Annotated in this window: 21 protein-coding genes and 1 pseudogene; 11 read left to right on the top strand and 11 right to left on the bottom strand. The window is 72.5% G+C overall.

The genetic code is table 11. The annotated features are described in order from the left end of the window. Together E1J50_RS27355 and hslU are read left to right on the top strand one after the other, a co-directional pair. A pseudogene (locus E1J50_RS27355) lies at nt 1-285 on the top strand (hypothetical protein); the annotation flags it as partial. Beyond that, entirely contained in the window at nt 282-1,595 is a 1,314-nt protein-coding gene (gene hslU, locus E1J50_RS15880; RefSeq protein WP_132254815.1) for an ATP-dependent protease ATPase subunit HslU, read from the top strand. The pseudogene E1J50_RS27355 and the gene hslU, both read left to right, overlap by 4 nt. A 71-nt stretch (nt 1,596-1,666) precedes the next feature. On the opposite strand, the gene purH is transcribed toward hslU, so the two are convergent. Both purH and E1J50_RS15870 read right to left on the bottom strand, forming a co-directional pair. Then, a complete protein-coding gene (purH, locus tag E1J50_RS15875) occupies nt 1,667-3,265 on the bottom strand; it encodes a bifunctional phosphoribosylaminoimidazolecarboxamide formyltransferase/IMP cyclohydrolase (RefSeq protein WP_132254814.1) in 1,599 nt (532 codons plus the stop codon). A 76-nt stretch (nt 3,266-3,341) separates the two neighbouring features. Then, the gene (locus E1J50_RS15870) at nt 3,342-5,063 is read right to left on the bottom strand and encodes a heparinase II/III family protein (RefSeq protein WP_132254813.1); all 1,722 of its coding nucleotides are present in this window, start codon (nt 5,061-5,063) and stop codon (nt 3,342-3,344) included. Nucleotides 5,064-5,164: 101 nt separating this feature from the next. Between E1J50_RS15870 and E1J50_RS15865 the strand changes: the two genes are divergently transcribed. Continuing rightward, on the top strand, nt 5,165-5,521 hold the full coding sequence (locus E1J50_RS15865; RefSeq protein WP_132254812.1) for a hypothetical protein: 357 nt from the start codon (nt 5,165-5,167) through the stop codon (nt 5,519-5,521). A 78-nt stretch (nt 5,522-5,599) separates the two neighbouring features. Here the strand turns inward: E1J50_RS15865 and E1J50_RS15860 are convergent, their stop codons facing one another. Beyond that, nucleotides 5,600-5,881 carry a hypothetical protein gene (locus tag E1J50_RS15860; RefSeq protein ID WP_132254811.1) on the bottom strand — a complete coding sequence of 94 codons (282 nt, stop codon included), beginning with the start codon at nt 5,879-5,881 and terminating at the stop codon, nt 5,600-5,602. Between the two features lie 267 nt (nt 5,882-6,148). On the opposite strand from E1J50_RS15860, the gene E1J50_RS15855 reads away from it, so the two are divergent. Next, a complete protein-coding gene (locus E1J50_RS15855; protein ID WP_132254810.1) occupies nt 6,149-6,376 on the top strand; it encodes a hypothetical protein in 228 nt (75 codons plus the stop codon). A gap of 67 nt (nt 6,377-6,443) precedes the next feature. On the opposite strand, the gene E1J50_RS15850 is transcribed toward E1J50_RS15855, so the two are convergent. Further along, on the bottom strand, nt 6,444-7,811 hold the full coding sequence (locus tag E1J50_RS15850) for an RsmB/NOP family class I SAM-dependent RNA methyltransferase (protein WP_132254809.1): 1,368 nt from the start codon (nt 7,809-7,811) through the stop codon (nt 6,444-6,446). A gap of 74 nt (nt 7,812-7,885) precedes the next feature. Here E1J50_RS15850 and E1J50_RS15845 point away from each other — a divergent pair, with 74 nt between their 5' ends. Beyond that, nucleotides 7,886-8,131, top strand: a complete 246-nt coding sequence (locus E1J50_RS15845) for a DUF1674 domain-containing protein (protein WP_132254808.1) — start codon at nt 7,886-7,888, stop codon at nt 8,129-8,131. An 89-nt stretch (nt 8,132-8,220) separates the two neighbouring features. Further along, a complete protein-coding gene (locus E1J50_RS15840) occupies nt 8,221-8,529 on the top strand; it encodes a cupin domain-containing protein (protein WP_132254807.1) in 309 nt (102 codons plus the stop codon). Nucleotides 8,530-8,549: 20 nt separating this feature from the next. Here the strand turns inward: E1J50_RS15840 and E1J50_RS15835 are convergent, their stop codons facing one another. Together E1J50_RS15835 and bluB are read right to left on the bottom strand one after the other, a co-directional pair. Beyond that, complete coding sequence (locus E1J50_RS15835) at nt 8,550-9,017, bottom strand: L,D-transpeptidase (RefSeq protein ID WP_245516600.1); 468 nt, start codon at nt 9,015-9,017, stop codon at nt 8,550-8,552. A 239-nt stretch (nt 9,018-9,256) separates the two neighbouring features. Further along, nucleotides 9,257-9,898, bottom strand: a complete 642-nt coding sequence (bluB, locus tag E1J50_RS15830; protein WP_132254816.1) for a 5,6-dimethylbenzimidazole synthase — start codon at nt 9,896-9,898, stop codon at nt 9,257-9,259. Nucleotides 9,899-10,273: 375 nt separating this feature from the next. On the opposite strand from bluB, the gene E1J50_RS15825 reads away from it, so the two are divergent. Further along, nucleotides 10,274-10,660 carry a DUF2794 domain-containing protein gene (locus E1J50_RS15825; RefSeq protein WP_132254805.1) on the top strand — a complete coding sequence of 129 codons (387 nt, stop codon included), beginning with the start codon at nt 10,274-10,276 and terminating at the stop codon, nt 10,658-10,660. Nucleotides 10,661-10,760: 100 nt separating this feature from the next. On the opposite strand, the gene E1J50_RS15820 is transcribed toward E1J50_RS15825, so the two are convergent. From E1J50_RS15820 to E1J50_RS15810, 3 genes are all read right to left on the bottom strand, one after another. After that, a complete protein-coding gene (locus E1J50_RS15820) occupies nt 10,761-11,879 on the bottom strand; it encodes an NADH:flavin oxidoreductase/NADH oxidase (protein ID WP_132254804.1) in 1,119 nt (372 codons plus the stop codon). Between the two features lie 76 nt (nt 11,880-11,955). Continuing rightward, nucleotides 11,956-13,887, bottom strand: a complete 1,932-nt coding sequence (locus E1J50_RS15815; RefSeq protein ID WP_132254803.1) for a propionyl-CoA synthetase — start codon at nt 13,885-13,887, stop codon at nt 11,956-11,958. Between the two features lie 169 nt (nt 13,888-14,056). Then, the gene (locus E1J50_RS15810) at nt 14,057-14,242 is read right to left on the bottom strand and encodes a YdcH family protein (RefSeq protein WP_132254802.1); all 186 of its coding nucleotides are present in this window, start codon (nt 14,240-14,242) and stop codon (nt 14,057-14,059) included. A gap of 224 nt (nt 14,243-14,466) precedes the next feature. Here E1J50_RS15810 and E1J50_RS15805 point away from each other — a divergent pair, with 224 nt between their 5' ends. The 4 genes from E1J50_RS15805 to E1J50_RS15790 all read left to right on the top strand — a co-directional run bounded on the left by E1J50_RS15805 (nt 14,467) and on the right by E1J50_RS15790 (nt 17,586). Next, nucleotides 14,467-14,685, top strand: a complete 219-nt coding sequence (locus tag E1J50_RS15805; protein ID WP_132254801.1) for a YdcH family protein — start codon at nt 14,467-14,469, stop codon at nt 14,683-14,685. A 127-nt stretch (nt 14,686-14,812) separates the two neighbouring features. Next, on the top strand, nt 14,813-15,313 hold the full coding sequence (purE, locus tag E1J50_RS15800; RefSeq protein WP_132254800.1) for a 5-(carboxyamino)imidazole ribonucleotide mutase: 501 nt from the start codon (nt 14,813-14,815) through the stop codon (nt 15,311-15,313). Then, nucleotides 15,310-16,407, top strand: coding sequence for a 5-(carboxyamino)imidazole ribonucleotide synthase (locus tag E1J50_RS15795; protein ID WP_132254799.1), 1,098 nt, complete (start codon nt 15,310-15,312; stop codon nt 16,405-16,407). The genes purE and E1J50_RS15795 overlap by 4 nt, the downstream gene beginning before the upstream one ends. 306 nt (nt 16,408-16,713) lie before the next feature. Continuing rightward, nucleotides 16,714-17,586: a tetratricopeptide repeat protein gene (locus tag E1J50_RS15790; protein ID WP_132254798.1), complete on the top strand. Its 873-nt coding sequence runs from the start codon at nt 16,714-16,716 to the stop codon at nt 17,584-17,586. A gap of 105 nt (nt 17,587-17,691) precedes the next feature. On the opposite strand, the gene glpX is transcribed toward E1J50_RS15790, so the two are convergent. Together glpX and E1J50_RS15780 are read right to left on the bottom strand one after the other, a co-directional pair. Next, on the bottom strand, nt 17,692-18,684 hold the full coding sequence (glpX, locus tag E1J50_RS15785) for a class II fructose-bisphosphatase (RefSeq protein WP_132254797.1): 993 nt from the start codon (nt 18,682-18,684) through the stop codon (nt 17,692-17,694). Between the two features lie 211 nt (nt 18,685-18,895). Next, nucleotides 18,896-20,218 (bottom strand): homoserine dehydrogenase, encoded by a 1,323-nt coding sequence (locus E1J50_RS15780; protein ID WP_132254796.1) that lies wholly within the window; start codon nt 20,216-20,218, stop codon nt 18,896-18,898. Nucleotides 20,219-20,303 lie beyond the last annotated feature (85 nt).

The raw sequence follows: 20,303 nt of genomic DNA, 5'->3' as shown, positions 1-20,303 counted from the left end.
ACGGCCTCCCTCGTCCTCGCCCTCGTTTGGGTCCTCGCCCTCGTCGCCCTCGTCACCGACAGGCGGGCGATCCTCGTCTCGGGTCTCGTCTACGCGAGCGTGGCGCTCGGGACGCTGATCCGGGAGGCGGGTTTCGCCAACGGGGCCCTGCCCTACAGCCTGCTCGTGCTCGGGCTGTTCGTGCTGGCCCTGAGCATCGCCTGGAAGGACCTGCGCCGCCTCACGCTGCGCGCGCTTCCCCCCTCGCTCGCGGCCCGTCTGCCGCACCCGATAGGAGCCCGATGACCACCTTCTCCCCCCGCGAGATCGTCTCCGAACTCAACCGCTTCATCGTCGGCCAGCACGATGCCAAGCGCGCGGTCGCCATCGCCCTTCGCAACCGCTGGCGGCGCCAGCAGCTGAAGGGCCCGCTGCGCGACGAGGTCGCGCCCAAGAACATCCTGATGATCGGGCCGACCGGCTGCGGCAAGACCGAGATCGCCCGCCGCCTCGCCCGGCTCGCGGGCGCGCCCTTCCTCAAGGTCGAGGCCACCAAGTTCACCGAGGTCGGCTACGTCGGTCGCGACGTCGAGCAGATCGTGCGCGACCTCGTCGAGGTCGGCATCGGCCTGCGGCGCGAGGAGAAGCGCCGCGGGGTCAAGGCCAAGGCGGAGGCGGCCGCCGAGAACCGCATCCTCGACGCCCTCGTCGGCCCGACCGCGAGCCAAGCGACCCGCGACAGCTTCCGCAAGAAGCTGCGCAACAGCGAACTCGACGACAAGGAGGTCGAGCTCGAACTCGCCTCCGGCCCGCCCGCCGGCCTGCCGATGTTCGACATCCCCGGCGTGCCGGGCGCCTCGATGGGGGCGATCAACCTCGGCGACATGCTGGGCAAGGCGCTCGGCGGCGCGAAGGGCAAGCCGCGCCGCGTCACCGTGCGCGACGCCTACGCACCGCTGCTCGCCGAGGAATCCGACAAGCTCGTCGACAACGACGCCCTGATCCAGGAGGCCGTCCGCGAGGTCGAGGACAACGGGATCGTCTTCCTCGACGAGATCGACAAGATCTGCGCCCGCGAGGGGCGCTCGGGCGCCGACGTCTCCCGCGAGGGCGTGCAGCGCGACCTCCTCCCCCTGATCGAGGGCACCACGGTCGCCACCAAGCACGGGCCGGTGAGGACCGACCACGTCCTGTTCATCGCCTCGGGCGCCTTCCACGTCTCGAAGCCCGCCGACCTCCTGCCCGAGTTGCAGGGCCGCCTGCCGATCCGGGTGGAGCTCGCGCCCCTGACGGTCGAGGATTTCAAGCAGATCCTCACCACGACCGAGGCGAGCCTGCTCAAGCAGACGGTGGCGTTGCTGGAGACGGAGGGCGTCACCCTCGCCTTCACGGAGGACGCGGTCGACGCGCTCGCCCGCGTCGCGGTGGAGGTGAATTCCTCCGTCGAGAACATCGGCGCCCGCCGCCTCCAGACGGTGCTGGAGCGGGTGATCGACGACATCTCCTTCACGGCGACCGACCGCTCGGGCGAGACGGTCACGATCGACGCCGCCTACGTGCGCGATCGCGTGGAGAGCCTCGCCGCGAACGCGGATCTCAGCCGCTTCATCCTCTGACCGGCCGGGAGGCGGCCCCGCCACGGCAGCGTGGCGGGGCCGTTTCCCCGGGATGCGAGGGCGGCTGCCCCTCAGTGCCGGAAGTGCCGGTGCCCCGTGAACACCATGGCGAGCCCGGCCTCGTCGGCGGCCGCGATCACCTCCGCGTCGCGCATCGAGCCGCCGGGCTGGATCACCGCCGTGGCGCCGGCCTCGGCCGCCGCGAGCAGGCCGTCCGCGAAGGGGAAGAAGGCGTCCGACGCCACCACGGCGCCCTTGGCCAGGCTCTCGGCGAGGCCGAGGCTCCTGGCCGCTTCCGCGGCCTTCCAGGCGGCGATGCGCGAGGAATCCACCCGCGACATCTGCCCCGCGCCGATGCCGACCGTCGCGCCGCTCTTCGCGTAGACGATGGCGTTCGACTTGACGTGCTTGGCGACCCGGTAGGCGAACCGCAGGTCGGCGGATTCGGCCTCGCTCGGCGCCCGCTTCGTCACGACGGTGAGCGGCATGTCGTCCACGACGGCGTTGTCCCGGCCCTGGACGAGCAGCCCGCCCGAGAGGCTGCGCACGGTCTCGCCGGGCGCCCGCGGGTCCGGCAGGCCGCCGGCGAGGAGCAGGCGCAGGTTCTTCTTGGCCGCGACGATCGCGATCGCGTCCTCCGACGCGTCGGGCGCGATGATCACCTCCGTGAAGATCTCGACGATCCTGCGCGCGGCGTCCGCGTCGAGGGGGCGGTTCAGCGCCACGATGCCGCCGAAGGCCGAGGTCGGGTCGCAGGCGAGCGCCCGCTCGTAGGCCTCCAGCAGGCTGGCCCCCTCCGCGACCCCGCAGGGATTAGCGTGCTTGATGATGGCGACAGCCGCGGCGCGGGCCGGATCGAACTCGGCGACGCATTCGTAGGCCGCGTCCGTGTCGTTGAAGTTGTTGTAGGAGAGTTCCTTGCCCTGGAGCTGGCGGGCACTCGCGATGCCCGCCCGGACGATCCCGGGAGCCCGGTAGAAGGCCGCGGATTGGTGCGGGTTCTCGCCGTAGCGCAGGCCCTGCGCGAGGCTGCCGCCGAAGGCGCGGAAGGCGGGGGTCCCGTCCGCCTCGATCTCACCGGACAGCCAGTTGGCGATCGCCGCGTCGTAGGCGGCGGTGCGGGCGAAGGCCTTCTGCGCGAGCCGGCGCCGCGTGGCTGCACTCAGCGCGCCCCCTCCCCCCTCAAGCTCCGTGAGGAGGCCGGCATAATCCGAGACGTCGGTGACCACGGCGACGTCGGCGTGGTTCTTCGCCGCCGCGCGGATCATGGCCGGGCCGCCCACGTCGATGTTCTCGACGCAATCGTCGTATGCGCGCCCCGCCGCGATCGTCGCCTCGAAGGGGTAGAGATTGACGACGAGGAGGTCGATCGCGCCGATCCCGTGGGCGGCGAGCGCCGCCTGATGCTCCGGGTTGTCGCGCACGGCGAGCAGGCCGCCATGGACCGCCGGGTGCAGGGTCTTCACCCGCCCGTCCATCATCTCGGGGAAGCCCGTCAGGTCGGCGACCTCGGTGACGGGCAGGCCCGCCTCGCGCAGCGCGCGGTGGGTGCCGCCGGTGGAGACGAGATCGACGCCGCGCGCGCCGAGGGCGCGGGCGAACTCGACGAGGCCCGTCTTGTCGGAGACGGAGAGGAGCGCGCGGGTGATCCGCACTTGGTCATGCGACATCGGAAACTCGTACAGGCAGTCGGGCGGCGTCGCGGCGCCGGTAGCATGAATCCGGTCGGGCGGGCCAGCGCGCCCCTCACGCGGCAGGGTCGAGCCCGCGGCGGGTGAAGGACCAGGCCACGCGCGCGCCATCGGCAACCTCGAGATGGAGGGCGATCTGGTCGGTGCGGCGCGCACCCGAGAGACCCGCGAAGTAGACGCTCTCCTCGATCGCGATCGCGGCGCCCTCGGCCCGGAAATCCCAGACCTCGCCGAGGGGCAGGCCGAGCGAGAGCCCGCCGTCCGGGCCCGGCCCCACGAGAATGGACGGGTGCAGGTGGAAGCGGATCGCGACCTCCTGCGGGCGGTGCCTCGCCCCGGCGCGCAGGAAGGCGTCCTCCCCCTCCAGGCGGCCCTCCGCGGCCAGCAGGCGCCAGCGCCGCTCGTGCACGATGCCGTGATCGCGCACGTACCCGTCGTGGCGGGCGGCGAGCACCTCGGCCGGCCCGTCCGTGAAGCGCTCCGACTTCACCTCGGAGGGGCCGTGCAGCAGGATCGGGCCGAGGCGGTGGCAGACCCACTCGGCGGCGGCGCGCTCGCCCCAGAAGCCGGTTCCGGCCAGAACGTGGCTCGACGAGGCGCCGGAGACCGAGGCGGTGGAATGGGCGGGCGTGCTGCGGGCGAGGCGCCGGAGTTCGGTCCCGCTCTCGGGCATGCCGCAATTGACGACGATGCGCTGCGGGCCGCTCGACATCTCGAAGGACAAGGTGCCGGCACAGGCGTTGCGCGAGAAGGGAAGCGGCGGAGGCTTGCCGACATCGGCCACCACGACGATGCGGCCGCCCTCGAGGCGCTCGTAGCCGGAATGCGGCGCGTGCATCAGCGGCTGCGCCAGGGTGCCGTCGTAGACCAGCAGCGTGGCCAGATGGTCGGCGGCCGTCGCGCCCATGCCGTTGAAGTGGCTCAGCGAGGCGTCCGCGTGGCGCAGGAGGCGCAGCAGCGGCAGCATCCGGTCGATCGCCCTCAGGAGGGCCTCCGGAGGATCGACGCTGCGGCTGAGGTAGCTCTGCCTCAGCGGCAGCAGGTCGAGAAGCAGTTCCATCGCGAAGCGCGGATCACGGGAGCGGTGGCCGCCATCGGTCATGATCTGGCGGTCGAGCTCGCGCGAGAGGATCCGCGTCGCCCGCTTCAGGATCGGCTGGATTCCGTCGCAGCATAGGCCGGCGTAGCAGAGCGCGACCGCGGCGAGCAGCCGCCAGGAGGGCGGCACGCCCCGGCGCAGGTCCCGCTCGAGCTCACGGGCGCTCCGGGCGAGCGTGCGCAGGAAATTCTGGTAGAAGGCCCGGTCGGCGCCCTCGAGCACCAGGGGCGACTGGCTGAGGAACGCGATCAGCCGGCGCGCCGCCACCGGCGTCGGGCGGGCGAGCGCCGGATCGCCGCGTCCCGCCATGAAATCCGCGACGAAGGCGCGGGCGTTGGCGCGCGCGAGGGCCGTGTCGGCGGCGCGCAGGTGCCTGAGCCAGCCGAACCCGTAGAGCACCTCCGCCCATTCCGGCGAGGGCGGCGTGTAGTCGAAGGGCGAGCCGCCGCTGACGGCGAGCGACCGGCCCGCGAACACGAACAGGCCGGCATAGATGTCGTCGGCGAAGGTGGCGTCGCTGGTGCGCAGGTCGTGGGGCGCGATGATGAGGCCCGTCACACGGACCCGGGCGAGGATGTCCGGCGGCGCGGTCAGGCGCGCCGAGGCGGCGCGCACCGAACGCGCGGCCTCGCGCCCGACGAGCCGATAGAAGCGCCAGCGATCAGGCCCCCCGAGCACGCGTTCTCCTCACCGGGCGGCGAAGCGCGCGATGCGCCCGGCCGGTCTCTCTGACGGATGAAGCTAGAACCGGCCTCTTAACCGTCCGTTTACGCTATGTCATGGGGCGCTTGTTTGCCGCGCCGGACCCCTCGGGCCCGATCCACGCGGGAATCGGGATCGGCATCGGCATCGGGATCAGCATGGCGGCACTCGTCTATACCCGGCTGCAGGACCATCCCCGGGAGACCTATTTCGCCACGAGCGGCGCCCTCATCGTCGGTCGGATCGACTGCATCAGCGCCGCGCCCGCGGCCGAGCAATGGGGCTGGGGGATGAGCCTCGACATCGGCGCCCTGCCCTTTCGCCGCGGCGGCGTCGCCGGCTCGCGGGAGGAGGCGGCGGCCTGCCTCGCGGAGGCCTGGGAGCAGTGGAAACTCTGGGCCGGCCTGCGCGATCTCGACGCGATCGAGGCGTGAGGCTGTCCCTGGAGACGCGCTCCGGAGCGGCCCGGGAAGAATCCCGGGCCGCCCGCGCAGTCGGAAGAGGCGGGAGCGCTACTGGCCGCCGCTCGTGCCCCCGCTGCTGCCGGCGCTGCCCTGGGGCACCGCCCGGGAGGGCTGCCCCGCATTGCCCCCGGCGGCCGAATTCGTGGTGATGGTCTCGGCTCCCGTCGCGCCCGGCGCGATGATCACGTCGCGGCTGTTGCCCGTCGTGTTGGACTGGCCCTGGATGACGGTTCCCGAGGGTGACGGATTGGGCGCGACCGCGCGATCCTGAGCGAGCGCCGGCGTGGCGAGGCCGAGCGCGAGAGCGCCGAAGACGATGGACTTGTTCATGAAATCTCCTTGCCGGCGAATGTCCGGCACGAAGGCTTTCAACTTCTCATCGCTTCCAAGGTTGCAACCCGCGCGATCTCCGCCCCCGTGGCCGATCGCCCCGGCATTTTCTCGTCCGTTGCGTCATGTGAAGTGCGGTGATTGCGGGGACAACGATGGCGAATCGGGCTCTTGATGCCGGCTAACTCCCGCTGGGCCCGTGATTTTTACCCCTCGGAGGGCATTCCGCGATATGGCTGCTCGCATCCCCCGCGTGGGTTTCCTGCGATGCGTTTCGACATCACCGAGGATGCGAGCGGCCTCTGGTACTGGACCCTGATCGACGATCGGTCCGGCGCCGTCCTGTGCTCGCCCGTCCGCTTCCGGACGCAGGTCCAGGCCTATGCCGACATCGCGGCGTTCAAGGCCTCCGTATCCGGAGCCGGCGTGATCGTCGGGGCGACCGCCGCTCGCGGCGGGCCGAGCGGTCCGAGCGGGCAGCTCGGCCTGCTCTGACCCTCTTCGACACCGCCTCGCCTCCGACCGAGCCGGAATCCGGTGCGCTCGACCCTGCGGCTGGCCCTCAGGCGGTGCGGCGCAGCCGGCTCGCGAAGAACCCGTCCATCCCGCCCAGACCTTCGGGCGAGCCTCCGCCGAGATGCGCCGGCAGGGTGCGCAGGTCGCCCTGCCCGTCGATCAGCTCGGGACATCCGCCCACCTCCTCCGCCCGAACGGGCACCCGCTCGTAGGCCGGATGCCGGGCGAGGAAGGCGGCAACCTGCGCCTCCCCCTCCTCCGCCTCCAGGGAGCAGGTGCAGTAGACGAGCCGGCCGCCCGGCCGGACGAGGGTGGCCGCCTTGTCGAGCAGGCGCGTTTGCAGGGCGGTCAGCCGCGCGAGGTCGGGCTCGCCCTTCGTCCAGGCCACGTCGGGATGGCGGCGGATGGTTCCGGTCGCCGAGCAGGGCGCGTCGAGGAGCACCGCGTCGAAGCGGGCCTCCTCGGGCCATGCGAGGGCGTCGGAGGCCACCACCTCCGCCTCGAGCCCGAGCCGGGCGAGGTTCCGATGCAGGCGCTCGAGGCGTGCGGGCGAGCGGTCGACCGCGGTGACGCGGGCGCCGGCGGATGCGAGCTGCGCCGTCTTGCCGCCCGGTGCCGCGCAGAGATCCGCCACCGCCTCGCCGGGAGCCGCGCCGACGAGGCGCGCGGGGATGGCGGCGGCCGCGTCCTGCACCCACCAGGCGCCTTCCTCGTAGCCGGGCAGGTCCGCCACCGGCACGCGCACGTCGCGCAACCGCAGCGAGCCGGTCGGCAGGACGATCGCCCCGAGGCGCTCGGCCCAGGATGCGGGATCGCCGCGCACGGTGAGGTCCACCGCCGCGCCCCGCAGATGCGCCGCGGCGATGCGGGCGGCCTGCTCGTCCCCGTAGGTCGCCCGCCAGCGCCGGGCGAGCCAGTCCGGCGTGTTGTCCGCCAGCGGTTCGACCGGCTCGGCGAGGATCGCGGCGCGCTCGCGCACGATCCGCCGCAGCACGGCGTTCACGAGCCCGCCGAGATGCTGCAGGCCGCTCTCCGCCTTGGCGAGGCGCACGGAGAGATCGACCGCGGCGTGGTCGGGGACGTTGAGGTCGAGGATCTGCGCCGCGCCGGTGGCCAGGAGGGCGACGAGGCGGGGGTCGTTGCGCGGCAGGCCCTGCGCCATGCGCGCGGCGAGCGCCCGCTCGAGGAGGCCGAGGCGGCGGAAGGTCGCCGTCGCGATGGCGCGGGCGAGCCCGGCGTCGGCCGCGTCGAGGCCCGCGGACCGCGCCCCCTGCGCGAGCACGTCCTCCAGCGCCTGCGCGCGGCCCTTGCCCAGGAGGTCGGCCACCGCGGCCTGCGCGACCCGTCGCGCGGCGAGCCCCGGAACCGCCCCGCCCGTCTCCGCCGCGTCCGGCGCGTTGCGGCGTGTCGCCATGAAACCTAACTTCCCGTCATCCCAGGCCGGGCCGTCCGGCCCGCCCGCCACGCCCTTCCACCAGAGCCGACGCGATGCAAGAGCCAAACAGCCGCGACCCTTCGAACCGCTCCGAACCCGAGGCGACTGCGGAGACGCAAGCCCGCCGCCCCCTGACGCCTGCGGCCGAGCGCGCCCTCGCGGAGGCCGCGGAGCGCCGCGCCGCCGTCGACGCGCGCGCTGCCGGGATCGCGGCGCAGCGCGAGAGGCAGGGGCGCGGCGGATTGGAGCCCGTGCGCTACGAGGATTGGGAGGTGAAGGGGATCGCCGTCGACTTCTGAGCGGGGGCGGACCGGGAACGCCGCCGGCGGAGCCGCCGTTGGCTCCTCGTTGCGTGCGCGCGCACGCGATCGAGCACGGGAGGCGGGCGATGGCGACGAAGGTATCGAGCCGGGACGCGGCGAAGGGCGAGCACGGCGAGGTCAGCCTCGCCCGGGGCGAGCGCCTGTCCATGCGGATGTGGCGCGACGAGCCGCCGACCGACGACAAGCCCGCGGGCAGCCGGCCCTACGAGACGGTCGGCTTCGTCATCTCCGGGCGCGCCGAACTCGTCCTGAAGGGCGAGACGATCGGCCTGGAGGCGGGCGATTCCTGGGTCGTTCCGGCCGGCGTCGAGCACACCTACCGGATCCTCGAACCCTTCACGGCCGTGGAGGCGACGGCTCCGCCCGCGGGCTGAGCGTCGCCTGACGCACCGGCTCAGCGTGTCATGTAGACCTGCGTGCCGATATTCACCCGGCCGTAGAGATCGACCACGTCCTGGTTGTACATCCGCACGCAGCCATAGGAGGCGAAGGTGCCGACGGAGCTCGGGCGGTTCGTGCCGTGGATGGCGTATTGCCCGCCCGCGAGCGTCATGGCCGCGGCCCCCATCGGGTTGCTCGGCGATCCGCCGGCGATCAGGTTCGGCAGGCGCGGGTTGTCGCGCTTCACCTCCGCCGGCGGCGACCAGGCCGGCGCGACGTACTTGCCGTCGATCTGCGTGGCGCCGACCCATTGCTTGCCGGGCCGACCCACCGCCACGGGGTAGCGGATCGCCGTGCCGTCCCCGTTGATGAGGTACAGGCGCCGCTGAGAGATGCTGATCACGACGGAGCCCGGCGCGACGATCGGGTCGCCGTAGGGCACCACCTCCCGCGCCTGCGTCGGCATCGCGCCGCCCGCCATTGCCGCCGCCAGCGTGCCGAAGGCCGCCCCGCGCCATACCGACTTCCCGAACATCGCCTTCCGTCCTCGCAAGCGTGACCATACGCAGGACGATAATTCGGCGCCCGACCCCTCCGTTCCGGTTGACGCTTGCGCTTTTGTCGAGCTTGTGCAGACGAATTGATTCGCTGGGTGAAGACGGCCCCTCCCGGATGCGTCGATCCCGAGCCTTTCGGGAAAGGCGGCGTTCAGGATAGCGCTCAGCGCTCGAACAGGCAGCAGGCCTCGAGGTCGGGTCCCTGCCAGCCGTGGCGGACGAGTTCCGGGTCGAGATGCTCCTCGACCGGGTATCCCACGCACAGATAGGCGACGAGGTGCCAGCTCGTCGGCACGTCGAGGCTGCGGCTGACGCAATCCGGGTCGAGGATCGAGACCCAGCCGACCCCGATCCCGAACGAGCGCGCCGCGAGCCAGAAGCCCTGAACCGCGCCCACCACGGAGTAGCGCAGCATCTCGGGCATCGTCGCCCGGCCGAGGCCGTGCCCGGTCCCGGTCGCCTCGTCGCAGAACACGGCGAGGTGCACCGGGGCCTCGCGCAGGCCCGCGAGCTTGAGCGTCCGGTAGAGGGCGGCCCGCTCGTCGGCATAGGCGCTTGCCGCGGCCCTGTTGCAGCGCTCGAAGCTCGCGACGACCGCCGCCCGCCGCGCAGCGTCGGAGACGCGCACGAACCGCCAGGGCTGGCTGTTGCCGACGGACGGGCTGCGATGCGCGAGATCGAGGCAGGCGCGCAGATCCGACTCCGCGATCGGCTCGGGCCGGAAGCGGCGCACGTCGCGGCGCCAGGCGAACAGCTCGGCGAGCGTCTCACGGAAGGATGCGTCGAAGGCGGGCACGTCGGTCAGGTCACAGGTTCCGCGCCGCGGAGGTCCGCGAGCGGTCTCCCTAGCCTGTTCCGGGACGAAGCGCAGAAAAAAGGCCGCCGGGGCGGCGGCCTGAAGTCCTTGGGTCTCGAAACCTCTGGAGTGTCGGGCGTGGAGTCCGGAGGCGGCGACCGAGGGCTGGGGAGCTCGGGTTTCGGGCGCCGCACCGGGCACGACCCGACGAGGTTCACCCACCGTTGTCTCCTTGCAACAAGGCCCGCGAAAGGCGCGAAAGCGGCGAAATCGTGATGCTTTGTTTCTCGGGCGTGGCTTCCGGGCAACGCGCCCCGCCCTTGCGGGCCGCAGCGCGGCGGCCCATCATCCGGCTAACCGAACCGGCCCGAGAACGGAGCGACGATGAGCGAGCGGACGAGCGCCGAGCCACGACCGAACGACATTGCAGCCGCCACCACCGCCCACGTGGTCCCCTTCCCCGCCCCCTCGACCGCACCGCAGATCGCGTTCAACCGGGAGGAGCTGCGCGTCCTGTTCAACCTGTACGGGCGCATGGTCTCCGAAGGCGAGTGGCGGGATTACGCCCTCGACTTCCGCCGCGACAAGGCCGTCTTCTCGATCTATCGCCGCGCCTCCGAGATGCCGCTCTACCGGGTCGAGAAGGACCCGAAACTCGCGCGCCGCCAGGGCGCCTACGCGGTGGTGGCGGCGAGCGGCCGCGTGATGAAGCGCGGCACCGACCTCGCGCGGGTGCTCTCCGTGCTGGAGAAGCCGCTGCGGGTCGTGTGAGCGCCGCCCGGGCAGTGGCCGTCCCACCGGGTCTTCCCACGCGGCATTCCCACGCACGCGCCCGCCCTGCGGGAGACGGTATCCGCCCCCGCTCGCGGCCTCAGCGCTGGCCGAATTTCGTGTCCTTGAACAGGTCCTTGAACTCGCGCGGCTGAGAGCGCCAGTACTGCTTCGGGGCCCGCACTTGGGCGCCGAGCTCGGCCGCCGCGTGCCAGGGCCAGCGCGGGTCGTAGAGCATGGCGCGGGCCAGCGAGACCGCGTCGGCCCGGCCCTCCTGCAGGATCGCCTCGGCCTGGGCCGGCGTGGTGATGAGCCCGACGGCGATCGTCGGCAGCCCCGTCGCCGCCTTGATCCGCTCGGCGTGAGGCACTTGGTAGCCCGGCCCGAGGCGGATCGCCTGCCGGGTCGACAGGCCGCCCGTGGAGACGTGGATGGCGGCGGCGCCCCGCTCCTTCAGGGCCTGGGCGAGCTCGACGGTCTCGTCGAGGTCCCACCCCTCCTCCACCCAGTCGGTGGCCGAGACCCGCATCCAGACGGGCTTGCCCGAGGGCACGACCTCGCGCACCGCCTCGAACACCTCCAGCGGGAAGCGCATCCGGTTGGCGAGGCTGCCGCCGTACTGGTCGGTCCGCTCGTTCGAGAGCGGCGACAGGAATTGATGCAGCAGGTAGCCGTGCGCCCCGTGCAGCTCCACGGCGTCGATGCCGAGGCGCATGGCCCGGCGTGCCGTCGCCACGAAGTCGCACAGGATGCGGCGCAGGTCCGCGGCATCGAGGGCGTGCGGGGGCACCTCCTCCTCCCCGTGCGGGATCGCCGAGGGGGCCACGGTGCGCCAGCCGTGGGGGGATTCGGGCGGGATCTGCGAGCCCCCCATCCAGGGCGCCTCGCTCGACGCCTTGCGGCCGGCATGGGCGATCTGGATGCAGACGGGACCGGGGGCGTAGTCCCGCACGGCGCCGAGGACCCGCGCCAGCGCCCGCTCGGTGCCGTCGTCGTAGAGGCCGAGGTCCCAGGCCGTGATGCGGGCCTCGGGCGAGATGGCAGTCGCCTCCAGCGTCAGCAGGCCCGCCCCCGACATGGCGAGCTGCCCGAGATGCATCATGTGCCAGTCCGTGGCCTCGCCGGCCCGGGCCGAGTACTGGCACATCGGCGCGATCAGGATGCGGTTCTCAAGCGTCAGCTCGTCGAGCTGCAGGGGGTCGAACAGGCGCGCGGTCATGCGGGTCTCCGGGGCCGGGTGGGGGCCATCGAGTGGGGGCCATGTGGCGCAAAGATCCCGATTGGCCAGCCTTCGGTCAGCCGCCGATGCCCCGCGCGCGCAGACTCTCGCCGATCTCGTCGAGGGCGCCGGCATCGTCGATCGTCGGCGGCATGGTCCAGGGCTCATCGTCGGCGATGCGCTTCATGGTGCCCCGCAGGATCTTGCCGGAGCGGGTCTTCGGCAGGCGCGGTACGGTCAGGGCCAGCTTGAAGGCCGCCACGGGGCCGATCCGCTCCCGCACCAGGGCCACGAGCTCGCGCTCGATCTCGGCCGGGTCGCGCTCCACCTGCGCCTTGAGCACCACGAAGCCGCAGGGCGCCTCGCCCTTGAGGTCGTCGCGGATGCCGATCACGGCGCATTCGGCGACGTCCGGGTGGGAGGCGAGCACCGCCTCCATGCCGCCCGTCGAGAGCCGGTGGCCGGCCACGTTGATGATGTCGTCGGTCCGCCCGAGCACGGTCACGTAGCCGTCCGCGTCGAGGAGCCCTGCGTCGGAGGTGTCGTAATAGCCCGGGAAGGTGGTGAGGTAGCTCCGGCGCATGCGCTCCTCCGAGCCCCACAGCGTCGGCAGGCAACCGGGCGGCAGCGGCAGGCGGATCGCGATCGTGCCCATCGTGTCGGGGCCGACCGGCCTCCCGCCCTCGTCGAGCACCTGCACGGCGTAGCCCGGCATCGGCACGCAGGCGCTCCCGTGCTTGACCGGCAGCTGACCGAGCCCGACCGGATTGCCGGCGATCGCCCAGCCCGTTTCCGTCTGCCACCAATGGTCGATGACGGGCCGCTCCAGCGTCCGCTCGGCCCAGGCGACGGAATCCGGGTCCGCCCGCTCGCCCGCGAGGAACAGGCTGCGGAAGCGCGAGAGATCGTAGCCGGCGACCCGCTCGCCGCGCGGATCCTCCTTCTTGATCGCGCGCAGGGCCGTCGGTGCCGTGAAGAGGCAGGCGACGCCGTGCTCGGAGGCGACGCGCCAGAAGGCGCCGGCATCGGGCGTGCCCACCGGCTTGCCCTCGTAGAGCACCGTGGTGCAGCCGTGCACGAGGGGCGCGTAGACGATGTAGGAATGGCCGACGACCCAGCCGATGTCGGAGGCGCAGAAATAGACCTCGCCCGGGGCCACGTCGTAGAGGTTCGCCATCGACCACGCGAGCGCCACGAGGTAGCCGCCGGTGTCGCGCACCACGCCCTTCGGCTTTCCCGTCGTGCCGGACGTGTAGAGGATGTAGAGCGGGTCGGTCGCCGCGACCGTGACGCAGGGCGCCCGCCGCCCCGCCGCCTTCGCGGCCCGCACCGTCTCGGCCCAGTCCCGGTCCCGGCCCGCGACGAGCGCGGCCTCGCATTGCGGGCGCTGCAGGATCAGGCAGGCATCGGGCTTGTGGCGCGAGGCCTCGATCGCCGCGTCGAGGAGCGGCTTGTAGGCGACGACCCGGCTCGGCTCGATGCCGCAGGAGGCGGCGAGCACCACCTTCGGGCTCGCATCCTCGATCCGGACGGCGAGCTCGTTCGCCGCGAAGCCCCCGAAGACCACCGAGTGGACCGCCCCGAGGCGCGCGCAGGCGAACATGCCGACGAGGGCCTCGGGCACCATCGGCATGTAGAGGACGACCCGGTCGCCCTTCCCCACCCCGAGGTCGGACAGAACGGCGGCGAGGGCGGAGACCTCGTCCAGCAGCTCGGCATAGGTGATCCGCCGCTTCGTGCCGGTGACGGGGGACTCGTGGATGATGGCGGCTTGGCTGCCGCGGCCGGCGGCGACGTGCCGATCGACCGCGTTGTGACAGGCGTTGAGGCGCGCATCCGGAAACCAGCGGCCGTACGTGCCCGCCTCGGCGTCGAAGGCGCGGGCCGGCGCGGTCTCCCACGCGATGGCGCGGGCCGCGGCCAGCCAGAAGGTCTCGGGATCGGCGAGGGACGCGGCGTAGACCTCTCCGTAGCGTCCGGGCAGGGGCGTGGCTGGCGTGGCGCTCATGCTGTGTCCTCGGGCGCCCGCTCGCGGCCGTGCGCCGGGCTGACGTGCCTGGGGATCATAGCAGAGCCGTTGGCCCTGTCGGCGCGGGCACCGGAAACAAAACCGCCGCGCTGTCGACCCAGCGCGGCGGCCACGAACTCAGAACGGAAAAATCTGGGGCTGGACGGGGTCAGTGCAGCGTTTCGTCCGATGCGGCCTGGAGGCGGTTGATCTCGTCCTTGAGGTGGAGCTTGCGTCGCTTGAGTTCGGCAATGTGCAGATCGTCCTCGGAGGGACTGAGGATCGCTTCCTGAATCTCACGCTCGAGGGCTTCGTGCTTCCGGGTGAGCTGGCTCAGATGCGTCTGCAGCGACATGAGTCGTGTCTCCTGTCATCGTTCCGACTCGGGTAGACTGACACAGGATGAGCCGGCTGTCGAAGCGATTCGGGCCGGCGTGCCTCACGAAACCTTGCGCTCGCCGGCCGGACTTGAGAGGCTGCTCGAGGCTTCGGGACAGGCGCATCGCGCCGCCCCTTGCCGCAAGCTCGGCCGTGACGCATGGTCTCGTGGCGAGCGCATCCCGGGAATTGCAAGCGACGATGTCTGTTGAGTTGGTCGAGGATGGGCAGGTCGATCTCGTGGGTGAGCTGTCGCGGCTCAAGGAGGAGCACCGCGACCTCGACAGTGCCATCGACGCGCTTGAGCGGAACGTGGCCGGCGACCAGCTCCAGATCCAGAGGCTGAAGAAGCGCAAGCTCACGCTCCGGGACCGCATCTCCTACCTCGAAGACCAGATCACCCCCGACATCATCGCCTGAGCGCTGTCCCGCCTCGATCGCCGCCCTGCGCTTGCCCGGCCGGCGGCGCCCCTGTATTCGGCGGGATCGCGCCTGAACGCCCGCCCGCGGGCCGGCGGCGCCCTCTCGCAGCACGGACGGGACGACGATGGCGGCAGCGCCTCCGGTCGCGATCATCATGGGGAGCCAGTCCGACTGGGCGACCATGCGGCACGCGGCCGAAACACTCGACGCCCTCGGCGTTCTCCACGACACCCGCATCGTCTCGGCCCATCGCACGCCGGACCGGCTCTACGCCTTCGCCAAGGGCGCCAGGGCCGCGGGCCACAAGGTGGTGATCGCGGGTGCGGGCGGGGCCGCCCACCTGCCCGGCATGGCGGCGGCGCTCACGAGCCTGCCCGTCTTCGGCGTGCCGGTGGAGTCGAAGGCGCTCTCGGGCCAGGACAGCCTGCTCTCGATCGTCCAGATGCCCGCCGGCATCCCGGTCGGGACGCTGGCGATCGGCCGGGCGGGCGCCGTCAACGCCGCCCTCCTCGCTGCCGCGGTGCTGGCCCTGACGGATGAGGGCCTCGCCGCGCGCCTGGAGGCGTGGCGGCAGGCGCAGAGCGAGGCCGTGGCGGAGCGGCCGGAGACAGAGATCAACCTGTGACCTCGCCTATCCTGACACCCGGTTCGACCCTCGGCATCGTCGGGGGCGGGCAACTCGGCCGCATGATCGCGCTGGCCGCCGCGAATTACGGGCTCATCGTGCACGTCTTCGCGCCCGATGCCGACAGCCCCGCCTTCGACGTCGCCGCGGCGCGCACGATAGCGGCCTACGACGACGCGGCGGCGCTGAAGGCCTTCGCGGAGAGCGTCGACGCCGTCACCTACGAATTCGAGAACATCCCCCGCGAGACCGCCGAGATCCTGGCCGCCGGCGCGCCGCTCCACCCGAGCGCGCATGCCCTGGCGACCACGCAGGACCGGCTCGCCGAGAAGACCTTCATCAACGACCTCGGCATCCCGACCGCCCCGTTCCGCGCCGTCGACAGCGGCGACGACCTCGACCGGGCCATCGCCGCCATCGGCCGGCCGGCCGTGCTGAAGACCCGCCGCTTCGGCTACGACGGCAAGGGCCAGCGCATGATCCGCGCGGAGGGACCCGTCGACCGCTCGTCGATCATGGCGGAGTTCGGCGGCGCGCCCCTGATCCTCGAGGGTTTCGTGCCCTTCGAGCGGGAGGTCTCGGTGGTTGCCGCCCGCTCGTCGGACGGGTCCTTTGCAGCCTTCGACCTCTGCGAGAACGAGCACCGCGACCACATCCTCGCGGTCACCCGCGTGCCCGCGACCGGCGTCGCGCCGGAGACGGCGCGGAGCGCGATCGACATCGCGCGGCGCATCGCCGAGGCGCTCGACTATGTCGGCGTGCTCGCGGTCGAGATGTTCCTCGTGCGGGAGGGCGGCTCGGAGCGGGTCGTCGTCAACGAGATCGCGCCGCGGGTCCACAATTCCGGCCACTGGACGATCGAGGGGGCGCTCACCTCGCAATTCGCCCAGCACGTGCGCGCCGTCTGCGGCTGGCCGCTCGGCGATGCGTCGCGCACCGGCGGCATGGCGGTCGAGATGCACAACCTGATCGGCGCGGAGGCCGATGGCTGGGCCGAGATCCTCGCCCGCCCCGGCGCCCACCTGCACCTCTACGGCAAGGGCGAGGCGCGGCCGGGCCGCAAGATGGGCCACGTCACGCGCCTGATTCCCTGAGCCGCCGCCGGGCTCGGCCGGCCTCGCGATCTGGGTCCTTCCCGCCACACCGGAGCGCCGCGTGAGGCGGGCGGGGCCCGATTTCCAGGGCCCGCCCACAGGGGCCATACCTTCGCCACATCCACCCGTTTCAGCGGACATCATCCTCGACCTTAAGCGGGCGTTCACCGCGATCGGGGAGAGTGCCCCGGCTCATCGCCTGCAGGTCGAGACCGGGGCGAGCCGGGCGCCGAGGGCGCGCGGGCACGGGCGGATGGACGAGGGCCCGGCGCGCGGACGGCGCGGGGGCTCAGGGAGAGCGGGGCGATGACGTCATTGAGCTTGGCGGGACGGAAGGCCGGGCTGGTCGCGGCCGTGGCGCTGACCGCCGCGGCTTTGGCCGGATGCGAGACGGTCGGCAGCGCCGCCGGCCCGAAGCAGTACGCGGTGCTGGAGGCGGACACGACGGGCGCGACGAACCTCAACATCGCCTCCCTGTCCGAGGTGATCCAGCGCAACCCGAACGACGCGGCGGCCTACAACACCCGCGGCGCGGCCTATGCCCGGGCCGGGCAGTTCGGCGAGGCGATCACCGACTTCACGAAGGCGGTCCAGATCGACCCGAACTCGGCCTCGGCCTTCAACAACCGGGCCCTGGCCTACCGCCAGACGGGCCGCAACGACGCGGCCCTGCAGGATTTCTCGAAGGCGGTCTCCGCCGACCCGAATTACGGACCCGCCTATATCGGCCGCGCCAACGTGCTGCGCGCGCAGGGCGACCTCGACGGCGCCCTCAGCGACCTCAACATGGCGATCCGCATGATGCCGGAATCGGCCGAGGCCTATCACGCCCGCGGGCTCGTCCGGCAGAAGCAGGGCCAGAACCAGCAGGCCATCGCCGATTTCGACGCCGCGATCGACCGGAACCCGTTCGTGAGCGCGCCCTACGCCGCCCGCGGCCAGAGCCTGATCGCCACGAACCAGTACGACAAGGCGATTGAGGACTACAACGCGGCGCTCAACGTCAACAACAAGGACGCCACCTCCTGGGCCTATCGCGGTCTCGCCTACGAGAAGTCGAACCGCAAGAAGGAGGCGGCCGAGAGCTACCAGCGCGCCGCCCAGATCGAGCCGGGCAACCCGATCGCCAAGCAGGGCCTCGGCCGCGTGCAGGGCGGCGTGGGCTCCCTGTTCAACTGACGGGCTCGGGGTCGCGGATCGTTTCGGGGCGGGTGCCGGGAGGCGCCCGCCCTTTTCATTCGGGGGCCGGTCAGCCCCCGCCGGGGAGCGGCACGCGCCCGGCCCTCAAGCCTCGAAGCGCTCGGCGCGGTGCTCGCCCAGGATGCGGCGCACGGTGCCGGTCGAGGAGCGGTAGACGACCGTCTCCGTCTGGATCAGGCCGGGCTTGAAGCGCACGCCCTTCAGGAGCGCGCCGTCGGTGACGCCGGTCGCCGCCACGATCACGTCGCCGCGGGCGAGGTCGGTGAGCTCGTATTTCCGGTTCGGGTCCGAGATGCCCATGCGCGCGGCCCGGTCGCGCTTGTCGGCGCTGTCGAGGATGAGCCGGCCCTGCATCTGGCCGCCGATGCAGCGCAGCGCGCCCGCCGCGATCACGCCCTCCGGCGCCGCCCCGGTGCCGAGATAGATGTCGGCCCCCGTCTCCTCCGGGCTCGTCGTGAAGATGATGCCGGCGATGTCGCCGTCCGAGATCAGGCGGATGCCCGCCCCCGTCGCCCGCACGGCGCTGACGAGGTTCATGTGCCGCGGCCGGTCGAGGATGATCGCGGTGATCTGCGCGGGATGCACCCCCTTGGCCCGGGCCAGCGCCGCGATGTTGTCCGCCGGGCTCGCGTCGAGATCGACGAGGCCGGGCGGGTAGCCGGGGCCGATCGCGATCTTCTGCATGTAGACGTCGGGCGCCGCGAGCAGGGATCCGCGCTCGGCCATGGCCATCACGGAGATGGCGCCCGGCATGTCCTTCGCGCAGAGCGTCGTGCCCTCCAGCGGATCGACGGCGAGATCGACCTCCGCACCCCCGCCCCGGCCGATCCGCTCGCCGATGTAGAGCATCGGCGCCTCGTCGCGCTCGCCCTCGCCGATCACCACGGTCCCGTCGACGGGCAGGAGGTTCAACTCGCGGCGCATGGCGTCGACGGCGGCCTGGTCGGCCTCCTTCTCGTTGCCCTGGCCGCGCAGGCGGGCGGCGGCGATGGCCGCGCGCTCGGTCACGCGGGCGAGTTCGAGGGTGAGGGTGCGGACGACGCCGCCCCGCGGAGCCTCCGGGTTCGCTTCGGTCATGCCTTCCTCGCCCACGTGCGGCCGCTTCGTCGGCCTGGCGCTTCCCGAACAAGCCGGCCCGGCGCGCCTATCCCCGTGTTGTAGCGCGTTTCTCCGCCGCGGAGTCGTGCCGCGTGCGAATATCCTCAAGCCTCACGCGGTCTTGCCCCCCGCGGTCTTGCCTCACACGGTCTTGCCTCACGCGGCCCAGGACTCGCGCCCGGTGCCGGGCTCACTCGCGCTCGATCCGGATGAGCTGGGGCGCCTCGGCGAGGAGCCCGTCCGCCGCGATGGCCTCGAGCGCCGCGCGGATCGTGCCCTCGGTGGCCGCGTAGGTGATGAGAACGAGGGGGACCGGCCGGCCCGAGCGCCCGCGCGGATCCTGCGAGGCCGCGCTCTCGGTGCGGCGCTGCAGGATGCTCTCCAGCGAGATGTCGCGCTCGGCCATGCGGGTGGCGACGCCGGCCGCGACGCCGGGGCGGTCGTGCACGGTCAGCCGGATGTAGTAGCCGCCCTCGTGCCGCTGCATCTCGACCCGCGAGGACGGGCGCAGGCGCGCGGTCGGGCGCCCGAAGGTGGGGCGCACGATGCGGGACGCCACGTCCGCGATGTCGGCGACCACCGCCGAGGCCGTCGCCTCGCCGCCGGCGCCGGGGCCGATCAGGGTCAGTTCGCCCACCGCGTCGGCGTCGATCGTCACCGCGTTCGTCACGCCCATCACCTGCGCGATGGCGGAGGATTTCGGCACCATGGTCGGGTGCACGCGCTGCTCGACGCCGGCGTCCGAGAGCTGGGCCACGCCGAGAAGCTTGATGCGGTAGCCGAGTTCCTTGGCCATGGTCAGGTCGAGGGGCTGGATCGCCGAGATGCCCTCGACCGAGACGCCCTCCGCGTCGATCTCGGTGCCGAAGGCGAGGCTCGTCAGGATCGCGAGCTTGTGGGCGGTGTCGAAGCCCTCGATGTCGAAGGTCGGATCGGCCTCGGCGTAGCCGAGCGCCTGCGCGTCCTTGAGGCAATCCTCGAAGGTCAGGCCCTCGAGCTCCATCCGGGTCAGGATGTAGTTGCAGGTGCCGTTGAGGATCCCGTAGACGCGGGCGACCGCGTTGCCCGGCAATCCCTCGCGCAGGGCCTTGACGACGGGGATGCCGCCCGCCGCCGACGCCTCGAAGGCCAGGGCGACGCCGCGCTCCTCGGCCGCCTGGGCGAGCGCCGCGCCGTGGCGGGCGAGCAGCGCCTTGTTGGCCGTGACCACGTGCTTGCCGGCCGCGATCGCCGCTTCGACCACCGCCTTCGCCGCGCCCTCCGCGCCGCCGATCAGCTCCACGACGCAATCCACTTCCCCGGCGCTCGCGAGCGCCACCGGGTCGTCGAACCACTGGACACCGGCCAGATCGAGGCCGCGGTCGCGGGACCGGTCGCGGGACGAGACGGCGGTGACGCGGATCTCGCGGCCCGTGGCGGCGGCGAGCGCGTCCGCCCGACGGACGACCATGCGGACGACGGCGGCGCCGACGGTCCCGAGACCGGCGACGCCGAGGCGGAAGCTCTGTGTCATGACCTGGTCCCCGGCCTATCCCACGCCGTGCCCGCTCTGGGGCCGCCGGCGGCTCGACGCGCGGTGCGGGCGCGAGGCTCGAGAC

The sequence above is a fragment of the Methylobacterium segetis genome (assembly GCF_004348265.1).
GTDB lineage: Bacteria > Pseudomonadota > Alphaproteobacteria > Rhizobiales > Beijerinckiaceae > Methylobacterium > Methylobacterium segetis.
The sequence above is the reverse complement of the archived record's forward strand: the minus strand, read 5'-3'. Positions and strand labels throughout refer to the sequence as shown.